Here is a 20,366-nt window from a genome sequence, read left to right as displayed (position 1 = left end):
GTTTAGCAAATTTCAACAAGAATGGTCATTGTCCTTTTAGACTTGCTGCACATTCTCTTGGTTAGATCTCCAGGCTCCAACCGGACAGTTCTTCGATGCTGGAATGAGGCACACACGTCCACCCAGGGTATGGATAACATACTTCGCGCTGATCTACAGGGCGCAGAACGGCAACCAGCCCGCGGGCCTTGAGTTCCTTGAGCAGGAGGCCGGCCATGATCGTTTTCCCGGCCCCTGGGTCGTCGGCCAGCAGAAAGCGGATACGCGGCAGCTTGAGAAAATAGTCATAGACCGCCTCCAGTTGGTGCGGCAGTGGATCAACCCGGGCGATGGAAAGCGAAAAGTAAGGATCATATTCGTAAGCGAGGCCAAGGCGTTCGGCCTCTATTCCCAAGCGGAACAAGACCGCATCGCCGTCGAAAGGCCGACTTGCGGGAGAAACATCGAGCTGGGCGAGTTGAGCGGCGGTGAGAATCGGATCATGCACCTGATTGGTCTTAAGCCCCTTGCCGACAAGCTTCAGCGCATCACCCAGAGGAACGACGGCAATGATCTCCACGGGCTCCGGCAACAGCGGCCCCGTGACAATTAGACCGGGACGCAAACCGTCGGACGCCAAGAGATCACCTCCAGGGGTCCTCCTGCCTGTGCGATCCCGCACCTGCTTGCGCGAGGCGCGCAGACGGGCGTTGTGTGCAGACGGGGCGCAAACAGATCAAGGTGTGCAACATCAATGGAACTGACATCTGCTGCCAAATAATTGCTGCAAAAATTTGGCCTTGATAATGCCCTTCGCCATCACTTTTAAATTTCCTTCTTTTGGCACAATTCGACACATTTCGACTTTCGGCAGAAACAAACACCTGGCACAATTCTAGCCGCGTACTCCACAGGGACGTTCATGTCCCGCTCGCCGTGCAGGATCAGTACCGGCCCGGCGATATACCGGAACTGTTCGTGCGGCGGCTCGCCACCCGCGAGACAGCGGGGTGGCGGCGGGCGAAGTGCATAACGGCAATCAGATCAGCGGTCTCATCCCTGTACGTAGCAGGCCGCGGCCCCGGCGGAGTACCGCCGAAGCCGCGCTTATCCCAGCGTATGAGGAAGCGTACCCCGCCGCCGCCAGCCTCGTTGCCAGCCGTTTGAGGGCGTCCCGTTCTGGGACAACCCTGTCGGGATCAATGAGCCGGCCGTCACGGGTGTGCGACATTGTTCCCCCGGCGATCACAACGCACGGAAACGGCCCCTCACCGGCGGGCATAAGAAGCGTGCCCGTAAGGACGGTGCCCTCGGAAGGAATTCTCACCTCTGCACTCTTCGGCACACGCATACTGTTTCCGCTATCCTTTGATGTAAGCGGTATCCCATCTGGTGTGGATAGGCGCGGGATGAGGGCTGAGTCCCTGGACCTTTTCTTTTACGGCATAGACATTGTAAAGGGCGGCAATAGGCACGACGGTGCTTTCCTTATCAATCAGAATGTGCATAGCCTCCGCCACAAGCCGGGTGGCCTCGCGGATATCCGGGGTGTTCCTGGCCTCGTCAATAAGGCGGTCGAACTCTTCCCCCGGCCAGAACGGCTTGTTGTAAGTAGACCCCTGGTATCCCCGGCTGTGGTATAGGAGTTCCGGAAGGAAGGTCGGGTCGCCGTTATTCTGATTCCCCCGCTCCAACCAGAGGTCGCCTTCACCCTTTTCCAGCCTGCCGTAGTACAGGCCGTCATCAGCCACCTCCACAATACGGACATCAATGCCGACGTCACGAAGCTGCTGCTGCAGGACTTCGGGCAAAGGTTTCAACACGCTGGCCGAAGGAAAACCGGAAACCAGCGTAAGCTCAAGCCGCCTGCCGTTTTTGGTCCTGATACCGTCGGGCCCGGGCTTCCAGCCGGCGTCATCAAGCAGCTGTCCGGCTTTTGCCGGGTCATAGCCAAATCCTTGTACCAGGTTTTTGTGCTCTCCCAGAATCCCCGCGGGAATAACCGTTTGACTCTCGTCCGCGTTGCCTTCCCACACCTTTTGAATAATGGCTTCGCGGTCGATAGCCCACCCGATGGCCTGCCGTACTGTCTTATCCCGCAAAATGTCGTGCGGCGGTTTCCCGTTGACCATGAGGGACAGTGCCACATACGGGCCCTGCGGCGCGGTTGCCAATCTGACACCGTCCATCGCCTTGACCTGCCCGAGCATTTCGCGGGGGATCTCCCTCGCCACGTCTATTTCTCCGGCTTGAAGGGCCATCAGGCGCGTGTTGTGATCGGGAATGTATTTAAAAGTCACCTTATCCAGCTTGGGCGGTGTACCCCAGTAGTCGGGATTGCGCTCCACGACGAGTTCTTTATCTTTTTCGTAGCGGACGAAACGGAACGGGCCTGTGCCGGTCGGATTGGCAACAGGATCGACACCCGGCGCTCGGATTCCGTTGAGGGGATGCGCCAGGATCTCCGGGACGCGCATGTTGGGCTCTGTGGTGACGATATCGACCGTATATTTATCGACAACCTTGACGGAGCCCTTCTCGATTTTCAGGACGGCCCTACCGCTGGGACGTATTTCCTCTTCCAGGGACCGCTTGACCGCCTCCGCCGTCAACTCTTCTCCGTTATGAAACTTGACGCCTTCCCTTAGGTAAAACCTCCAGGTGTTGTCGCCTCTGTACTCCCACCTGGTGGCTAAGAGCGGTTGAACCTGGTAGTCGGCGTCCAGCTTGACGAGACTTTCGTAGATATTGGCATTCGGCGACCCGATACCCACTTCTTTGAACTTGAGTTCATTGGCGTCGGCCGCCAACCCGACCACAAGCTCTTGCCTGGCTTCCTGTACTTCTTTTTGTTGCTCACCACACCCGGCTAACCCGGCAATCAACATAATAATCAACAGGATAGATATACTTTGCTTTATATGCCTCACTTTATTTACACCCCCAACATGTTTTTAGCACTGTTTTACATTTTATAATAGGTATTCCAACTCGAACCGACCCAGGCGACGGAAAGGCTCGGCAAGTACAAAGCTGGAATGGCTCAAAAGACCGTGGTAAAGATGAAAAGCTCTATTCATCTCCCGGTGTAGGGCCCGGCCAAGCTCTACTGGTACGTCCTTAATCTGTTCGTAATCTGTCAGCAGACAGCGCATGGCGGCCGCCGATACCATTTTACCCAGCATCTCCGCGGTAAAGGCCAGCTGACCGGTTAGTTCAGCCATAGCTTGCTCCTTGAGGCGAAAAACTTCAGCAATATCAATAACGCAGTTCGGCCGTTCCGGGGTCATGAAATAGATACTTTTTACCAGGTGTGGCTTCAAGTTACCGCATTCCTCAACTTTCCAATCTCTTGCGGCCAGGCTAATAGCCTCGAGGTAAAGCACCATTGCTTCCCGGCGATCAGGGTCAAGATCGAGAAAGGAATGCTCTGGATCCTGGGTAATAATAATCTCCGGGCGAATTTCCCTGATCAGGCGCACGATTTTACTTTTTGAGGCTACATCAGCCTGCACTTCCCCGCTCTTGAAATCCAGAAAGCTTACCTTAACACCCAGTACCCCGGCCGCCTTCTCGACCTGCTCCCTGTTCTCGGGTCTTACCAGGGAAACTGCTGCCTGAACGCTTCCACCAGCTTTCACTTGTTTGGCCAGGGTTCCGCCGCACTCCACTATTTCCATTCCGTAAGTAGCAAGGAGCAATATATCTTTTTTCCCATGCATTATTGACCCCCCTCACTTTCCCCTAATCTTTCCGTCAAATTAAATGACACGCCACCAAATGCGCCTCTCTCACCTCCTTTAAAGCAGGCTCCTCCTGCCGGCAAAGGTCGCGGGCCTCGGGGCAGCGGGGGTGAAAGCGGCAGCCTGCAGGAGGCCTTCCCGGGTCGGGCGGCTCGCCCCGCACCACCGGTTTTTGGCCGGTTTTTTGCCGCGGGTCGGGCTCCGGCACCGCCCGCAGGAGCGCCCGGGTGTAGGGGTGGCGGGCCTGTGATACGAGGCCTTCTGCCGGCAGAATCTCCACGATTTTGCCCAGGTACATCACCGCCACCCGGTCGGCAAGATAATTCACCGCGGCCAGGTCATGCGAGATAAAGAGGTACGAAAGATTGAGCCGCCTTTTCAGTTCCCGCAAAAGGTTTAGAACTTGCGCCCGGATGGAGACGTCCAGGCTGGAAACCGGCTCGTCGCAGACCACCAGTTCCGGCTGCAGGGCCAGGGCCCGGGCGATGTTTATGCGCTGGCGCTGCCCCCCGCTGAATTCGTGCGGGTAATGCGAGGCGTGCTCCGATTCCAGGCCGACAAGCGTTAATAGTTCAGCCACCCGCTCCCGGCGCTCTTCTTTCGCCACGCCGAAATTGGCCAGGGGTTCCTCTATGGTCGCTCCCACCGTGCGGCGCGGATTGAGAGAGGAAGAAGAGTCCTGGAAGATGATCTGGAAGTGGCGGCGCAGTTCCCGCAGCTTTCCCTCCGTCCGGCCGGTGGTCTCCTCGCCGGCAAAAAGGATTTTTCCGGCCGTTGGTTCTTCGAGCCGTACCACCAGCCGCCCCAGGGTGCTCTTGCCGCAGCCGCTCTCCCCCACCAGGCCAAGGGTCTCTCCCCGGGCCAAGGAGAAAGATACGCCGTCCACCGCCCGCACCTTTTCCCGGCGGCCAGCCAGAATCCCTCCTTTCCCCGGGTAGTGCTTAACCAGATCCCTTACCTCCAGGAGGCTCACCCGCATCCCTCCTCTCTCAGCTGGCCCGGGGGAATAAACGGTGGCAGGCTGCCGCGTGGCCCGGCCCGATCTCCCGCAATTCTGGCTTCTCCCCCCAGCACGCCGCGCCCGCCTGCGGGCAGCGGGGGAGGAAGGCGCAATGGGCCGGGAGATTTAGAAGCAACGGCGGCTGTCCCACCACCGGCACCAGTTCTTCCCTGCCCAGGCGCGGCACGGAACGGAGCAAAGCCCGGGTGTAGGGGTGGGCGGGACGGTCAAATACTTGCGCCACCGGGCCGCGCTCCACAATCGATCCGGCGTACATCACCGCCACTTCGTCGGCCATGGCCGCGACCACCCCCAGGTCGTGGGTGATGAGGATGATCGCCATCCCCAGCTCTTCCTGCAGCCGCTTCAGCTCCGCCAGGATCTGGGCCTGGACGGTAACGTCCAGGGCGGTGGTGGGCTCATCGGCAATCAAAACTTTCGGGCGCAGCGAGAGCGCCATGGCCATCATCACCCGCTGGCGCATGCCCCCGGAAAGCTGAAAAGGATACAGGCGCATGAGCCTTTCCGGGTCGGGCAGGCCCACGCGCAAAAGAAGCTCCGCCACCCGCCGCCGCGCTTCCGCCCGGGATACCTCTTCATGGGAGACAATGGTTTCCGCAAGCTGCGTGCCGATGGTTAAAACCGGGTTCAGGGAGGTCAGCGGGTCCTGGAAAACCAGCGCTATTTCCCTGCCCCGCACCTGCCGCAACTGCCCTGGGGGAAGCTTGAGCAGGTTGCAGCCGTTTAACCAGACTTCCCCGGAGAGAATTCTTCCCGGCGGCTCAATCAGGCGCAGGATGGACAGGGCCGTAACGCTCTTGCCGCAGCCGCTCTCCCCCACCAGGCCCAGGGTTTTCCCGGCCGCCACCGTGAAGCTAACTCTGTCTGCGGCCTTGATGACACCGTGCCGGGTATGAAAGTGAGTGGATAAATTATTCACCTTTAAAACAGGAACAAGGGACATCCGGTTCTCCCCCTATTTTTTAAAACCTGGTAATCCCCCGCGGGTCCAGGGCGTCCCTTAAGCCGTCGCCCAGCAGGTTGAAGGCCAGCACCACCGTCATGATGCAAAGACCCGGGTAGACCATGAGCTGCGGCGCCACCTGCATGTAAGGGCGGCCGTCGTTCAGCATGGCCCCCCACTCCGGCGTGGGCGGCTGGGCGCCGAGGCCCAGGAAGGAAAGCCCGGAGATGGCCAGGATCAGCTTGCCCATATCCAGCGTGGCCAGGACGATCACCGGGGAGAGTACGTTGGGCAGGATGTGCCGGGTGATGATGCCCAACTCACGAGTGCCGCAGGCCCGGGCCGCCAAGACGAATTCCTTCTCTTTCACCGAAAGAACCATCCCCCGGATGACCCGGGCGTACCCCACCCACCAGACGGCGGCCAGGGCCAGCATCACGTTTAAAAGCCCCGGCCCCAGCATCCCGGCAATGACCAGAGCCAGCACCAGGCCCGGGAAGGCCAGCAACACGTCAACTACCCGCATGACGGCGTTGTCCACCCGCCCCCCGCAGTAGCCCGCCAGGGTGCCCAGGGGAATGCTGATGAGCATGATTGCCGTCAGGGCCAAAGCCGCCGTGGCCAGGGACACCCTCGTGCCATAGATCAACCGCGACAAAAGGCAGCGCCCCAGGTGGTCGGTGCCCAGGGGGTACTGCGCGCCGGGCGGTGCAAGACGCTGCGCCAGATCCACCTTTACGGGGTCGTTGGGCGCAATATAGGGCGCAAAGACCGCCACGGCCACCACGGCCAGGATGATCACCAGCCCCAAAAGAGCCAGTTTATCCTGCCAGAGTCTTGCCAGCGCCTCACCCGGCAGCCCGCGCGGTCCGGCCCTTGCCCGGCCCGCCGGTTTCCCGGCGGCAGAGTAACCGGCAACCCCAGCGCCGAAGTTTTTCGAGATGCTCACCGGCTACTCCCCCCTTTCCAGGCGGATGCGCGGGTCAAGGAAAACGTAGGATATGTCCACCAGAAGGTTGGCCAGCACAAAGACCACGGCCATGAAAAGGGCGTATCCCTGGATCACCGGGTAGTCCCGGTTGAAGATGGACTCCACGGCAAACTTTCCCACGCCCGGCCAGGCAAAGATGGTTTCCACAATTACCGCTCCCCCCAAAAGGTGCCCGAAGCTCATGCCCAGTAACGTCACCGCGGGCAAAAGGGCGTTCTTCAAGGCGTGGCGCCCGATCACCCACTTTTCCTTCAACCCCTTGGCCCGGGCGACCTTGATGTAGTCCTGACCCAGCACATCCAGCATTCCGGTCCGCAGGACCCGGGCGTAAACGGCAGCCATCCCGAAGCCCAGGGTAACAGCGGGCAGCACCAGGTGTTCAAGTCCTCCCCGCCCCATCACCGGCAAGATTCCGAGCTTCACCGAAAAAAGGTAGATGAGCACGAGCCCCAGCCAAAAACCGGGGAGCGAGGCCCCCGCAAGGGCACCCAGACGGCCCAGGTGATCGACCAGGGTGTGCCGGTAGAGGGCGGACAGGATGCCGGCCGGTACCGCAAGGATCACCATGAATACCAGAGCCGCGCATGTCAGTTCCAGAGTGGCCGGAAGACGTGAGAACAACTCTTCGGCCACGGGACGCCCCGTGCGAAACGACTCGCCCAGGTCCAGGTGGAGCACACCCCACAGCCAGCGCCCATACTGGATGTAAAGCGGATCGTTCAAGCCCAGCTCCTCCCGCAGAACCGCCACCGCCTCCGCGGTAGGCTCCATCCCGTCGGCCCTCAGGATTATCTCGGCCGGGTCCCCCGGCGCAAGATTGATCAACGCGAAAGTAATGATGGACACTCCAAGCATTACGGGAAGCAGGTACAAAATGCGCCTAAAGAGATAACTCTTCATCGATCACCGATCCTTGAGAGAGCAAAAGAATGGGAAAAGCCACGGAGGAAGCACCTCCGTGGCCTTCTTTTTTCCACTCTGTTTTAGATGTCTTTTGAAAACAAAACCGCTGGGCCTCGGCCTGGGTCTTCGGCCGGGCTCATGCCTTCGTGGCACGTTCCGGAATCGAAGCCGAATGGTCTTCGGCGGCTTCAGCCGCCGGATAGCGCAATTATAAACCCTGCTCCGCCGGTCTGTAAACCCTCATGACCCTCGGTTACCTACTAAAAATGTACACTACCTGATCAATGGGCGTGCCGGAGGATGTTCTCACCACGGAGCAGCGGCTTGCGGTTCGAGAAATCGTGGAGGCGTGTCTCCACGGCAGATACCCGACCAAGGAGGACTTCTCGGAACTCAAGATGATTGTTGCAGAAGTGGCGCAGGCGCAGGCGCGCACCGAGAAGAGGGTGGAGCAACTAGCCGAGGCGCAGAAAGACCTGGCCCGGGCGCAGAAAAGAACGGAGAAGGCGGTACAGGATCTGGCCCGTCAGGTCGGGGGCTTAAGCGAAAACCTGGGGGGTAACTTGGAGGATCTTTCGTACCAGATGGTTTCCTAATGTAAGGAGGGGCGCATCGCCGCCGAGGTGCAGTGAAGGGGTTTTTCAACCGGATGTAGCGCCGCTACCCCCCAAACCGGAAGCCGGTGACGAATACCATGGCAAAGACCAAATTAAGGAGGCTGACAGCAAGGTGAAACGGTTTGCGGTGGCGGTCTTGGCGGTGTTGTTTGTCCTCTCGCTGACGGTGAGCGCCGGGGCGGCGCCTCCCGGCCCGGAAGCGGCAAAGATCAGGGAGGAAGACGGGAAGCCCGGAAAAGACAAAGCGTTGGGACTGACGGTGGACGGTGAGGAGAGACCCTGGGGTGACGTACCCCCGGTGATCAAGGAGGGTCGCGTGCTGATCCCCATTCGGGGCATGATGGCCGCTCTGGGGGCCAAGGTGGATTGGAACGCGGAAGACAAGATGGTGACCATCGAACTGAACGACAGCATTCTGGAGATCGATTTCGGTGCTCTGGACGAAAACGGCATGCCGGCCTTCTACTTTAACGACGTCAAGATCGACGGCCCGGACGTGCCGCCCAAGAGCATCAACGGACGGATCGTGCTGCCCCTGCGTTTTATCGCCGAGGTTTTCGGGCTCACGGTGGATTTTGATGCCGAGCGTAATCAAGTGCGGCTCGCCGATCGGAACAAGCCAGCCTGGGCGGACCGGAGTAAGCCGGATCGGGCCGGTCAAGGCAAGCCGGACTGGGCCGGCCAGGGTAAGCCGTCCCGAGCGGGCAATGATAAGAACAAAGAGGAAGAGTAGACTAACCTGAATCCGGCACCATCAACGAGACACCTTCCGGGCAACGGGAGGTGTCTCGTTGTATCACTTGTTCTCAGTCGTTGATAACATGATCTCCATTCAGGGCTCTCCCGCCGTGTTCCGCAGGGCCTGTTCCCAAACGCGGTATTCCCTCTCAAGCTGTTCGGCCCGCCGACGCAAATCCGACTCCAGGCGCCCCGCTTTCCGCGGTGTACCCGTGGCGCGCAGGCTCCGGACCCGGTCGGCGGGAAGAAAACGGACATCCTCGGGGCCGATCCCGCTGAGCGCGGTCAGAGTTGTGTAAGGCGGGACGTCTTTTTCCAGGCGCCCACGCAAAATCCTCCGCCACCTCCACTTGATGCGGCCAGGGCCGGACCGTACAGAACACGTCGGCCAGCGCCGCCCCGCCGGCGAGTTGCGGCGCGTCCCGGATGAACCGCCACACAACCCGCGGGACACCGTTCTCCCCCGTTCCGCCTCCCGATCCCGATCCCGAACCCCGTCCCGGTCCCTCGTCCGGCCCGTCCTGCTTCGAATCCGCGCCCTCCGGCTCCGGGAAGCAAACGTCAAAAATAGAAAGCTGCTTCGCCATGCTCTCCCTTCTCCTTGGCCGGCAAGCGGCGCGGCCGTCAAACAAGCTGGTCCAACCTCAATCCCGGACCCTGGTAATGCAATTTCCTTCAAACCCGAGCCGGCTAAGTCAATAATCATGTTCAGTCATTCATATCTGGCAGTATGCGTTTGATATCGTCCACCAGGGTTTTGACCAGACCCTCCTGATAACCCGCCTTGCGCACCGACCGCATCTTCTCCCGTACAGGGGCCAGGAGCGGATGGCCGACGGCGTCCAGTTTCCTCAGGCGGGACTCGGGAAGTGCAACCTCGGAGACACACCGCTCGTAGTCGTTGACCGTGTAACACCAGGGAACCAGCCGGTCCGGATAGCGTTGCAGAAGGCGGTGGGCCAACTGCAAGCCCTCCGGGTCAAAATCGCCGGAGTAGTGGACGGTAGTATTATCAGCGACGAGTTTATCCAGAAGCAGGAGGCAGGCCAGCTTGAGCTGGCCGTTGGTGCACACCAGCGGCGGGAGGCGCGTCCAGCCGAAGCCGTCCAGGATTTCCGAAAACACACCGGAGTTCTCAACAACAAACACCACTTTGGGCCGGTCAACACGGCCGAACGAGGCGGCCGGAACAACAGCCCCCACTCCGGCCATCTCTCTCAGGGGAACATTAAGCACCGCACCGTCATCCCAGGCCGCCCGCCACCACGCCACGGGCGTGCCGTCTTCCCTTACCGCCAGAAGACCCGCGCAGGTAACGAAGTTCAGCAGATCATCCCGGATGATCCCAAAGTGGCCGAGCAGTTCAGTCACTTCCTCGGCGGCCAGGCGGCTGCTGACCGTGTACCCTTGGTCCTCATGGCTCCGGATCAGCTGCAGAGCCGAGATCAGGTATCGGCCCTGTTCGGTGTCCAGGTCGAATCCGTGCGGGTCGTGGACCGTCCGGTCGGCGAACACCGGCAGTCTCACGTAGGCCGCCGTCTTCCCGGCCCGGCGCATCCGCGTCAGCCGGCAGAGTGCGGCCAGAACGTTCTTCAGCTGTCCCGCCAGGACATCGGGGTGCTTCTCAAAAGCCAGGTGAATCCCCCGCGTGCCCGGACCCGCCCTCCTTATGTGCTCAAGCCACAGGCGTCCGTACGGGCTGTCGTGCTTCTCGGCCAGGTTCCGGAAGAACAAGGCTTTCCGGTTGCGACGGTCTTCCAGTTCCTCCGAACGCGTCAGGACGTCCCGCCCCACATAGCCGTCCAGCAGTTCCTTGAACCCGATTCCCGCGTACTTCGTCTTGTTCATGGCCTCGATGAAGGCCGACAGGGACACCGTGACCGACGCCCGCCCCGTGCAGTCTCGGCCCAGAAACAGGGAGAGCGCCTCCTGCTCCTGGGCGGTCAGGTTCTTGAGGGTGACGCTCCCACCGGCTCGCCCCAACCCCTGGTACTTCTTGATCATGAGGGAGAAGAGTCGGTGGAAACCCCGGTTCTCCCGGAAGTAGCGCACAGCCTCATCCCTGAGCATAAGACGCCGGGGGTGCTGATCGCCTTGCGAACGCGGGGTTTGCTCTTCCGGAGCCTGCGGCCGCGGCGGTTCGGTGCGCCGGGTTTTCCGACCAACTTGAGACCGCGGGGTTTCAGACCACGGGGCAGATTCCGAAGCTTCAGACCCCGCCTTTACGGTGTCCCGGTCCGCGCCTCTTTGTCCTCTTCCGCGCCGAATCGCCGGTCACCCCCCTCCCAGCTTAAAAGACGCCTAACCTTCCCGTCCCAACGGTAGTGGATCACGGTCACGTAGGGCTCGTTCCGGGGCCGGACCAGCTCACAGATGGAGAGGGCGGACACAGTGTCGTAGTCGCCCCATAAAACCTGGGAGTTGATGATATAGTTGAACCCCAGGTTTTCCATCAGGTCAAACATGTCCCGGACGTTGTGTTCGTCAACCCCGGCGAAGGCCTCATCCAGGGAGATGATGTAGGGGGCGTCGTCCCGGGCGTCCAGGTAGCGGGAATAGGCCGCCGAGAAAAGGGGGATGTACATGGCCATGGCCTTCTCCCCGCCGCTGAACTTATAGAACACGTTGTTGGTCAGTTCCTTGCGCTGTTCCCCGGCCCGCCGGTAGTACAGGGTGAAAGCGAACCACTTCCGGTAGTCCAGGATCTCCTTGACAATTTGGTGAAAGGTCTCGCCATAGCCCTTATCCTCCAACGCCGCCCTGGCCCGGTCCACCCGCGACCGGAAGTGCTCGGTGACCCGCCGCACGTCCTCGTCTTTGTAAAGCCGGGGATCACGCTGCAGTAATTCCACCAAGTCCTTCGTGTCCATCTCGTTTTCGTGCTCCGCCGTCCGCGGCCGCCAGCGGATGGAGAAGGTCAGCCCGCTGGAGGTGTTCCTGTCCTCCATCAGCCGGTTGATCTTCTCCACCCACCGTTCGGCACGGTTGATCCGGCCGCGGATGATGCGGCCGACACTGTGCATGATGACCTCTTCGTAAAGCTCCCGGTCCTTTTCGGTCAGGATCGCCCGCTGGGTTTCAATGTCCTTTTCCATGCGGTCCAGCACGTAAAACGGGCTGACCCGCTTGCCGTCGTACTCCATGAGCAACTGCACCCGGCGGGCCTTTTGCCTCAGTTCATCCAGCAGAACAGCCGGCTCCTCGTCCCCTTGTTCCACTTCCCGTACGGCGCTGTCCTCCAGCGCCAGCACTGTCTCCTGCGCCGGTCGGTACTCGACCAGCACCGCCTGTTCCCGGTAGAAAGCCTCGTTCAGCCGGTCGGTCACTTTCGCCCGATCAAGCTGTTCCCCGGAAGCCGGGCCGTCCTGCCGCAGGATGGCGCGGGCGATTCCGGCCACCTCGTCATCCGCCGGGTCGGCGCCGACCTCCACCGAACCGGGCAACCCGAGTTTGAGGTCGTCCAAAAAGGTCCTCTTCCAAAGTCCTTGCAGGAAACGCGCCGTTTCCCGCTTCCCGAGCGTGTCCCTGATCTCCTTCCCGGTGCTTTCGATCTTATGCTCAGCCTCCATTATCTTCGTCTTCGCCGCATCGATCGCCTCCGGCAGACCCGCCAGGCGCCGCAAAACATCCTCGATCCGCGCCCGTATCTCGTCTGCGCCCAACTCTTCCAACCGCCGCGCGATCTGCACCAGGCGCAGCTTGTTGGTATCGAGTTCCCCGCTGAAAGCGGCAAGCTCCCCCTGCAAAACGCCGGCGTCGGCCACCGCCTCGTCAAGGCTCAGGCGGTAATGAACGATCCGGCTCCGGCAGTTGGCAAAGTCCTTGTGAATCAATTCCAGTTTGTGCAGGTAATCGCGGTACCCACGCATGTGCCTGAGGGCCGTATCGTAGGCTTCCTCCGTGCCGGGCAGCGCCAGTCCTTCAGTCAGGCCGCGCAGTTGAGCGCGCACGTCTTGAAGCCGCTCCATGGCCTTTTTGAGCAATTCGTCCTTCTTCTGCACCTCCCGGCCCCGCAGCTTGACCTGTTGGCGGGCCTCCTCCCGCATGCGGTGCGCCTCGGCCACGTCGGCATCGGCGGGAAAGCTTTGATACTCTTCCCGGAGCCGGCGCAGCCGGCCCTGCAGCTGCCGCTCCGCCTGTTGCAGGGCGGCGCGCTCCTCCTCCAGCGTCTCCAGTTCCGCTTTCAGCCCGTTGATGACCTCCCGGCGGTACCGGCGCCGTGTCTCCCGGCCGATATAAATCGACCGGTCCTGACGGGGAGCGTGTCCCTTGAGCAGGGCCATCCGGTAGCGCCCGTCCTCGCGGACCAAGGCCCGGGCCTGATGCTCCCCGGTGTCGTCAATCAGCACGCTGCGCAGCACGTTGTCGATGTCCTGGACGGTGACGGCGGAGTTCTCCGCCGGCGCCGGGACAAGAAAGTCGGCCAATGTGTGGGCAAAAAACTGCGGCGCGGGCTCGAGCACCCGGTCATACCGGTCCACCCGCGCCAGAAAACGCTCCGGGACGATCAGGGCGTCCAGAAGCCCCATCTGGGTGATCGCCGCCTCGATGCGCTCCCTCATCTCTTCGGTGATCCCCTCGCGGAACTCCACGGCCGCGAAGAAAGGCAGATAGGGAATCCCGGCCGCGTCAAGCCCCGCCCGTGCCGCCTCCGTGTCCGGGTGGCGCTCCGGTTCCGGGTCCTTTTTCTTCTTCCAGTCGTCCAGCTCCCGGTTCTTCTCGAGGATGGCCCGCTCTTTCTGCCTGATTTGCTGCCCCAGGTCCGCCAGTTCCTCGCGCAGCCTCTCGGAGTGCCGGTGGTAGGCTTCCGCCGCCGGCTCCCGCACCTCCTCCAGGCGGTAGGGCTCGAACATCTGCAACGCCCGCTCAGACGTCCGCCGGATCTCGTCCTCCGACAGAAGCAGTTCCCGGTTTTGCTTGACCCAGGCGTGAAAGGCACCGAGGTAACGGTCCCTTTCCTCGTCGAAGAACACGCCGGCCCTGGACGCCTCGTGTTCGGCCCTGTCCAGCAGCCTTTGCGCCTCCGCCCGGTCCCGGTCGGCATCCTCATATTTCTCCCTGGCCCGGGTCTGCTCTTTCAACACCTTCAGGACACCGTCCAGCCTGGCCAGGTACTCCCCGGTCTCCAGCCGCCAGAGGTCAAACGTGAACTCCTCGGCGTACTTCTTGCGGAACTCCGCCGCGGCCACGTGGTGCCCGGCAAACAGCGCCTGGTCGGCCTCGGCGGTCAGGCGCTCCAGCAGGCCTTTCATGACGGTCTCGGCCTCGGTGGTCTTGTTTTCTTCCGCATCGATCTCCCGGCGCAGCCGGACCTCGGTCCGCCGCTTTTGCTCCAGCCCCTTGGTCTTGGCGCGGATGCTCTCCTGAAGGGCCGCGATAGTCCTTTCGACCTGCACCTTTTCGGCCTCGGCCTTGAATACGTCGTGCTCCCTCAAGGCGGCCTCTTCCTCCTTGAGCACCGTCTGTTCACGCTTAAGCCGCTCCCATTCGGCGGAAAACCGGGCACGGTCCTCGCGGTGCTGTTCCAGCAACCGCCGCAGTTCCCGCTCCCTGCTTTCCAGGCGCTCACCTCTCCTGTGCGCGCGCAGATACCCCTCGGCCTTCTCCCACCGGACAAACCGATTGTAAACGTCGTATTGCCGGCAAAGCCGCTTCAGGGAACGCTGATCCCGCAACAACTGGTCCAACTGCTGCTTGGTCTGGTCCATATTCTCAATGGTCTCCGAAAGAGGCCGTAACTCGTCGTCCGAAAGGCCCGGCAGGGAATCGTTCAGAATCTCGTAAATGATGGTGGGCTTGAAATCTTTGGAGAGTTTGGGGCTGCGCAGCTGGATCAGCAGCTTGATCAGGTCCTCGAAGGCGTCCAGCGATTCAAAGCCAAAAATGTGCTTGTTGACCAGTTCCACATACTCCTTCTGCGTCCGCACCACCCGGCCGCCCGGTCCCAGCCTGTGCTCCAACTCCCGCCTGACCAGGGGAATCTTCTGTTCTTTCCCGTCTTGCAGGCTGTATTCGGTCTTGTACAGCGTCAGGTCGCGTCCGATGCGCCGGTTGTCCAGGATGAGAAAACCCCAGAACTCCAGGTTGCTCTCGCGCTTGGCCCGCAACCCGATACCCGTGGTCAGGTATTGGTCCGTTCTCTGCCGCTTGTACTCCAGGTAAAGATAGCCGGTGCGCTCGTCACGGTCGACCACCCCTTTCTCGCCGAGCAGGTAGTCTTCGATCCGCCGCGCCCGGGAACCGAACGGGTCCAGGCGGTCCGGGCTTTTTCTGCCGTCCAGCAGCAGCGGAATGAGGCTTTGCATAGTGACCGACTTGCCCGACCCATTGCTGCCGCGGAGCAGCAGCTTGCCGCCCGCAAAGTCCAGCTCCTCGTCGTCGTAATACCAGAAGTTGAAGATGCCGGCCCGGTGTAGTTGCCACTTATTCCTCGACACCGTTCTCTCCCTCCTGCAGCGTACCGGGGTCAAAATCGGCCGGGTAACGGCCGGTGGTCCGGGCCAAAAGGGGCCTCAAGCACACGGCGCCCGTCTCCGGATCGCGCTCCGCCATCTTCCACTCCTCCAGAAACGCCAGTAAGTCCCTGGCCGTCTGGGCGATGCCGGCCTCGCGGTACTGCTTGCTCCATCCCGTCCCCCAGCGCTCCCGGCAGATCCGCACCCAGTCCCGGAACTGCGGGGCGGTCAGGCAAAGACTGCCGTCGAACTGCAGGGGGATATCGTCCTTCGCCCGCCGCTCGCGCGCAAGAGCCGCGAACTGGGTGGCGATGTCGGAGACGGCCTTGCTGTCGGGGAAGAGAGTGAAGCGGGCCCGCTGCTCGGGCAGCGTCAGCAGGGCCGCGTTCTTGTACAGCTCGAAGCAAAACCCGGTGTGCCTCTCCACGTCCTCGCGGATCCGGTGCCGGTAGTTGCGCAGGTACTGGAAATCCGCCTCCGGCACGTCCTTTGCGTACACCACCGGCGAGAGCAGCAGCCGGCGGTACACCCGGTGGCGGCGCCGCAGGCCCTCGTCGGTCCCTTCCGGCCAATCCGCCGCCAACATCTCCTCTTTGCCGGCGAACTGGAAGAGGTCCTTGGGATAGGAACGCATGAAGTAGCGGGAGACGACGGGCACCTCGTAGAGCACCTCGTTGTCCTCGACGTGGTTGAACCCTTCGATGGTGCCGTCCACCACTTTGACAATCCCCAACTCGGCGGCTTTGCGCAGGACCCGTACCAGTGACTTGCGGTGTTCATAGTGGGTCCAGTCCAGGGCGTCCTCACCGGGGTAGACGGCGCGGAGTTCCTCGCACAGATCGGACAGCAGGAACTGCTCGTCCACGGCCTTACCCTCCAGGTAGGCCAGCAGGCAGCAGAAAACGGCATAGTCCCGGGGCTGCTGGAACTCCTGGATCCCCATCCAGGGCTCGGGCTCCGCCGGAATTTTCTCCAGTTTGGCGAAATGGCGGTGCAAGATAAGACGGAACCCCGGCTTGTCCAGGAAATAGGCGCGCAGGACTTGCTCCCGTTCCCGCACCGCCTGGTACTTGTCCGGCTCCTCGTCACGCAGGATCCAAAACTGCTCCAGGAGGTGCTCGGCGGCTTCCCGGGCCAGGTGGTCGAAATCGGCTTTGGGCTGCTCTTGCTCTCTTCCCACGCTCTTCACCTATCCATAGAACTGCAGCACGTAGTTGGGCATCGTGAGACTCCCGTCCCGGGAACGCAGGACTATCTCGCGGTCGTCGATCTTTTCCAGGCGAAAGGACCGGCCGGTCTCCGTCTTCCCCACCCGGTCCCGGCTGCCCATGCACTTGGTAATCCAGTACAAAAGCGTTTTGCGGACGTGGGGCTCGATCACCGGCAGTTCCCCCACCACAATCCGGTCACCGCTCATCAACCGGTCGATAAGCGCCCGCTCGGCCTCCCTTTCCCGCAGGTACTCGGCCGCCACCCGGGCCTTTTCGTCCGTGTGACTGGCGGCGGCATTGGGCCTGGTCTTCTCGCGGTACGCCCGCACCCGGGGCCTCAGCGTAATTTCCATGGACGGCTGGTCCCATATCTCCGCGTAGATGTCCTCGGTCTCCTTGGGGGCGGCGTACAGGTGGCGGGTGTGAAAGGCGCCGAACACGACCGCCGACAGTTCGTGCGCCGCCCGGAGGTCGGCGCAGGCCGCGAACCATCCGGCGATGTGCAGGTAGTCCCGCTTGCGGCTGCGAAAGGTGTGGTGCCGCTCCCCCAGCCGCTGGGCGAAGCGGGTGATTCGGCGGATGGTCTCGTTGGTGGCGTTCTGCAGGTAGACGAGGTCACTCTCCCGGCCGGCGCCGCCCAAGAACCAGTCCCGCAGGGCCTGCCACTGGACCAGGTGTCTTTGCGCCAGCTCTTCCCGGGTCCGCGTTTCCTCCAGGCGGGGAATGCTCAGGTGGTAGTCGGCCAGGCGCCCGGCCACTCGTTCGATCAGGCTGGGCGGGGTCCCCCTCAGCACCGTCTCAATCTGCAGCGAGGTCCGCTGCAGCACGGTCATGAAATCGCGCAGGTATTGGGTGATAGCCTCTTTATAGGTCAAAAAGGCTTCCGTCATCATCAACTCTTCGACACGTTCGCTTTGCAGGTGGGCCAGATAGTCGGTGGCGTTCTCGGTCAGCTTGCGGAAGCTCTCGTAGGTGTCGCGCCACAGGGCGTTCAGTTCCTCGCCGGTGAAGCCGTCCGCGGCGTACGCCCGGCCGGAGCCGTCGCGGCCGTGCGTCCGGTAGGAGCCGGAACCGTCTCCGCCGTGCCCCGGCCCGGAATCCAGGTCACGCGCCTGGGCTCCGCCGGCGGCGATGCCGTCAACAGCGCGCGCCGGCCGGGCACTCTCGTCCTCCGCCACCAGCCGCTTCAGCGAGGCCAGCAGGCGGTCGAAAAGGGTCTTCTCCAGGGAGCCGCCGAACGACTCCCCCATCTGTTCCAGCTGCTGTACCATCCGTTCGATCTCGATGGTGTACGGGGTCGCCTGGTAACGAAACCTCTTTTTCTTGAACTCCTCGATGGAAGTCACCCTGCCGGTGTCCTGACGAGGGACCAGGTTCTTCCACTCCACCAACTGGGCCAGATCCTGCTGCAGTTGCTCCTCGGTGTAATCGTGAAAATACGGGCTTCGCCGGAGATGCTCCAGGACCTCCTCGGGGAAGAGATAGTGGCGCAGGCGTTCGTGCTGGTCGTAGAAATAGCGCAGGATGGCCCGGTAACGCCAGGCGTTCCCGACGGTAAGATAAGAGACTTCCGCGATGGGCTTCAGGACTTGTTCATCCATTTTGGCGGCACCGACCTTCTGTTCTCCCGGGCTGCTTGGTTTGGCGAAGTCGAAGATCGTCGACCGGAGTGCAGAGCATCATGTCATATCAATTCGGCCAGTTATCCCATAGTCCTGCCACACCGGACTCTGGTCCTTTTCAAGCCCCGGGGCCGTATTCACATGCCGGCGGAGTGTGCCCGGTACGGCGTACGACCTCGGTTTCGGCCCGGTCGTTCTATGCACAGGCGGATGATTGTGTCCGCGTGGCCGAAGGCCGTACCCCGTGTCCGCCGTGCTGGTACCACCACGCAAATAAGCGCCTTAAACGGTCCAGGAGCAAAATTTTTCGATAGGCATGCTTAAAACCCATCCACAATTGGGGATTGGCCCGTGTTACGGTATGCTTTCTTCTTGCCATGCCCAGCCAGGGAATCTTCTCGATAACCAAACCACGCCCGTTCTTTCCGGAATTCATTGCCTTGCCGGACGCGGTGCTGGTATAATACGAAAATAGGGCAAATCTGTAACATCCTGGTTGAGGACGGTGTTTTTTGCCGATGATCAGTGCCGAGGAGCTGGCGCAGGCCGCCGAGGCGGCCCGCATGGAGATCCCCGCGGAGGAGAAGGAGGGCTTTTTGGAGGCCGTAAACGCCCTGTTCGCCTTCGTGAAGCGGCAGTGGGAGACGCTAAATTTCTACGCCGACCTGCCGAAGGGCTACCAGATCTCCCAGTACTTCCACCCCATGGGCGTGCACGGGCACGTGGACGTGCGCGTGAACGGCGAGACCCGGCGGGTCCGCATCCGCCAGATCCACCTGGAGGAGGACACGGGCAAGCTGCTGCACCTGGGGAACATCACCGACTCGCCGTACAGCCTGGTGGACTTCAATCGCGCCGGGGTGCCGCTGGTGGAGATCGTCACCCAGCCCGACGTGCGCACCGCCGAGGAGGCGCGCCTGTTTCTCCAGAAGCTCCGCTCACTCATCCGCTACACCGGGGTATCGGACTGCAAGATGGAGGAGGGGTCGATGCGCGCCGACGCCAACGTGTCGGTGCGGCCGCGTGGCAGCGCGGTGTTCGGCCAGAAGACCGAGATTAAAAACATGAACTCGTTCCGCGCCGTGGCCCGGGGCATCGAGTACGAGGTGGCGCGGCAGATGGAACTGGTGCAAAACGGGCAGCCGGTGATTCCGGAGACCAGGCACTGGGACGAGACCCGGGGCGTGACCCGGGCGATGCGCACCAAGTACCTGGCCACGGACTACCGCTGCTTCCCGGACCCGAACGTGCCCCCGCTGGAGATCGACCCGGCCTGGGTGGCGGAGCTGAAACGGACGATGCCGGAGATGCCGGACGCCCGCTACGCGCGCCTGGTGGGCGAGCACGGGCTCCCCGCCTACGACGCCGAGGTGATCACCGCCTCGCGCGCGATGGCTGACTTCTACGAGGAGACGGTGGCCCTCTTCAACGAGCCCAAGACGGTGAGCAACTGGCTCATGGGCGAGGTGAGCCGCTGCCTGAACGCATCCGGCCGGGAAATCGAGGAGACCGATCTGACCCCGCGGCGGCTGGCAGACCTGTTGGGCCTGGTGCAAAAGGGTGTAATCAGCGGCAAGATGGCCAAGGACGTGTTTGAGGAGATGTTCAAGACCGGCGCCGAGCCCGAGGCCATTGTGAAGGAAAAGGGCCTGGTTCAGATCGCCGACGCCGACGAGCTGGGGGCAATCGCGGACCGAGTGATCACCGCGAACCCCGGGCCGGCGGCCGACTTTAGGGGCGGCAAGGAGAAGGCACTCGGGTTCTTGGTGGGTCAGGTGATGAAGGAAACCAAGGGCAAGGCAAACCCGCAGCTGGTGAACCGGCTTTTGCGCGAAAAACTGCAGGGATAGACAAAGGAAGATCCAATACAAGCGGAACGCCCGGGAAGGCGTTGTATCTCATTCCGCCTGGATACACGGCTGATCATTCGAAGTCCGCGCTCACCTTTACCCGACGGTAAGAAGAAACCCGGCAAGGGCAAGCCGCCCTGGACGGGTGCCGATGACGCGGGCGAAGGCGATGAGGATGACGAGATAGAGGCCGTACCGGTCGAGTAGCCTCGGCCGACCCCCATGGGCGATCGAAAACGCCTCCCGCGCTCAGGGAGGCGTTTTGGGTTTGAGCGTCTTGGGCAGGTCAACAC

The 20,366-nt window shown here is 61.7% G+C and carries 16 protein-coding genes; 3 read left to right on the top strand and 13 right to left on the bottom strand.

Features of this window, described 5'->3' with window-relative positions; translation table 11 throughout:
* Positions 1-61: 61 nt before the first annotated feature.
* The 8 genes from DAUD_RS02030 to nikB form a co-directional block, all read right to left on the bottom strand.
* Positions 62-619: a DEAD/DEAH box helicase family protein gene (locus DAUD_RS02030; RefSeq protein ID WP_012301538.1), complete on the bottom strand. Its 558-nt coding sequence runs from the start codon at positions 617-619 to the stop codon at positions 62-64.
* A gap of 399 nt (positions 620-1,018) precedes the next feature.
* Entirely contained in the window at positions 1,019-1,306 is a 288-nt protein-coding gene (locus DAUD_RS02025; protein WP_166485064.1) for a hypothetical protein, read from the bottom strand.
* 34 nt (positions 1,307-1,340) lie between these two features.
* A complete protein-coding gene (locus DAUD_RS02020; protein ID WP_012301537.1) occupies positions 1,341-2,909 on the bottom strand; it encodes an ABC transporter substrate-binding protein in 1,569 nt (522 codons plus the stop codon).
* A 42-nt stretch (positions 2,910-2,951) separates the two neighbouring features.
* Positions 2,952-3,701, bottom strand: coding sequence for a PIG-L family deacetylase (locus DAUD_RS12255; RefSeq protein ID WP_012301536.1), 750 nt, complete (start codon positions 3,699-3,701; stop codon positions 2,952-2,954).
* Positions 3,702-3,735: 34 nt separating this feature from the next.
* On the bottom strand, positions 3,736-4,701 hold the full coding sequence (locus DAUD_RS02010) for an ABC transporter ATP-binding protein (RefSeq protein WP_012301535.1): 966 nt from the start codon (positions 4,699-4,701) through the stop codon (positions 3,736-3,738).
* Between the two features lie 10 nt (positions 4,702-4,711).
* Complete coding sequence (locus tag DAUD_RS02005) at positions 4,712-5,686, bottom strand: ABC transporter ATP-binding protein (RefSeq protein ID WP_012301534.1); 975 nt, start codon at positions 5,684-5,686, stop codon at positions 4,712-4,714.
* Positions 5,687-5,705: 19 nt separating this feature from the next.
* On the bottom strand, positions 5,706-6,635 hold the full coding sequence (gene nikC / locus DAUD_RS02000; protein WP_012301533.1) for a nickel ABC transporter permease subunit NikC: 930 nt from the start codon (positions 6,633-6,635) through the stop codon (positions 5,706-5,708).
* A 3-nt stretch (positions 6,636-6,638) separates the two neighbouring features.
* Positions 6,639-7,577, bottom strand: a complete 939-nt coding sequence (gene nikB, locus DAUD_RS01995; protein WP_012301532.1) for a nickel ABC transporter permease — start codon at positions 7,575-7,577, stop codon at positions 6,639-6,641.
* 287 nt (positions 7,578-7,864) lie between these two features.
* Between nikB and DAUD_RS01990 the strand changes: the two genes are divergently transcribed.
* Together DAUD_RS01990 and DAUD_RS11415 are read left to right on the top strand one after the other, a co-directional pair.
* Positions 7,865-8,176 (top strand): hypothetical protein, encoded by a 312-nt coding sequence (locus DAUD_RS01990; protein ID WP_012301531.1) that lies wholly within the window; start codon positions 7,865-7,867, stop codon positions 8,174-8,176.
* Between the two features lie 133 nt (positions 8,177-8,309).
* Positions 8,310-8,930: a copper amine oxidase N-terminal domain-containing protein gene (locus DAUD_RS11415; protein ID WP_012301530.1), complete on the top strand. Its 621-nt coding sequence runs from the start codon at positions 8,310-8,312 to the stop codon at positions 8,928-8,930.
* A 99-nt stretch (positions 8,931-9,029) separates the two neighbouring features.
* On the opposite strand, the gene DAUD_RS01980 is transcribed toward DAUD_RS11415, so the two are convergent.
* The 5 genes from DAUD_RS01980 to DAUD_RS11410 form a co-directional block, all read right to left on the bottom strand.
* Positions 9,030-9,266, bottom strand: coding sequence for a hypothetical protein (locus DAUD_RS01980; protein ID WP_041570730.1), 237 nt, complete (start codon positions 9,264-9,266; stop codon positions 9,030-9,032).
* A 377-nt stretch (positions 9,267-9,643) separates the two neighbouring features.
* Entirely contained in the window at positions 9,644-10,987 is a 1,344-nt protein-coding gene (locus DAUD_RS01975; RefSeq protein WP_012301529.1) for a TIGR02679 family protein, read from the bottom strand.
* A 170-nt stretch (positions 10,988-11,157) separates the two neighbouring features.
* Positions 11,158-15,372 (bottom strand): TIGR02680 family protein, encoded by a 4,215-nt coding sequence (locus DAUD_RS01970; RefSeq protein WP_012301528.1) that lies wholly within the window; start codon positions 15,370-15,372, stop codon positions 11,158-11,160.
* On the bottom strand, positions 15,359-16,570 hold the full coding sequence (locus DAUD_RS01965; protein ID WP_012301527.1) for a TIGR02678 family protein: 1,212 nt from the start codon (positions 16,568-16,570) through the stop codon (positions 15,359-15,361). Before DAUD_RS01965 ends, DAUD_RS01970 begins: the two co-directional genes overlap by 14 nt.
* 9 nt (positions 16,571-16,579) lie before the next feature.
* Complete coding sequence (locus tag DAUD_RS11410) at positions 16,580-18,202, bottom strand: TIGR02677 family protein (protein ID WP_012301526.1); 1,623 nt, start codon at positions 18,200-18,202, stop codon at positions 16,580-16,582.
* A 539-nt stretch (positions 18,203-18,741) separates the two neighbouring features.
* On the opposite strand from DAUD_RS11410, the gene gatB reads away from it, so the two are divergent.
* Positions 18,742-20,073, top strand: a complete 1,332-nt coding sequence (gatB, locus tag DAUD_RS01955; protein ID WP_012301525.1) for an Asp-tRNA(Asn)/Glu-tRNA(Gln) amidotransferase subunit GatB — start codon at positions 18,742-18,744, stop codon at positions 20,071-20,073.
* Positions 20,074-20,366: the final 293 nt, after the last annotated feature.

It is taken from the genome of Candidatus Desulforudis audaxviator MP104C, assembly GCF_000018425.1.
In the GTDB taxonomy this organism is placed as follows: Bacteria; Bacillota; Desulfotomaculia; order Desulfotomaculales; family Desulforudaceae; genus Desulforudis; species Desulforudis audaxviator.
The sequence above is the reverse complement of the archived record's forward strand: the minus strand, read 5'-3'. Positions and strand labels throughout refer to the sequence as shown.

What these genes read in the sequence shown, in the direction of transcription:
- DAUD_RS12255 (WP_012301536.1), bottom strand. Translation starts at nt 3,701, where the DNA reads ATGCATGGGAAAAAAGATATATTGCTCCTTGCTACTTACGGAATGGAA.
- DAUD_RS02010 (WP_012301535.1), bottom strand. Translation starts at nt 4,701, where the DNA reads ATGCGGGTGAGCCTCCTGGAGGTAAGGGATCTGGTTAAGCACTACCCG.
- DAUD_RS02005 (WP_012301534.1), bottom strand. Translation starts at nt 5,686, where the DNA reads ATGTCCCTTGTTCCTGTTTTAAAGGTGAATAATTTATCCACTCACTTT.
- nikB (WP_012301532.1), bottom strand. Translation starts at nt 7,577, where the DNA reads ATGAAGAGTTATCTCTTTAGGCGCATTTTGTACCTGCTTCCCGTAATG.
- DAUD_RS01990 (WP_012301531.1), top strand. Translation starts at nt 7,865, where the DNA reads ATGGGCGTGCCGGAGGATGTTCTCACCACGGAGCAGCGGCTTGCGGTT.
- DAUD_RS11410 (WP_012301526.1), bottom strand. Translation starts at nt 18,202, where the DNA reads ATGGATGAACAAGTCCTGAAGCCCATCGCGGAAGTCTCTTATCTTACC.
- gatB (WP_012301525.1), top strand. Translation starts at nt 18,742, where the DNA reads ATGATCAGTGCCGAGGAGCTGGCGCAGGCCGCCGAGGCGGCCCGCATG.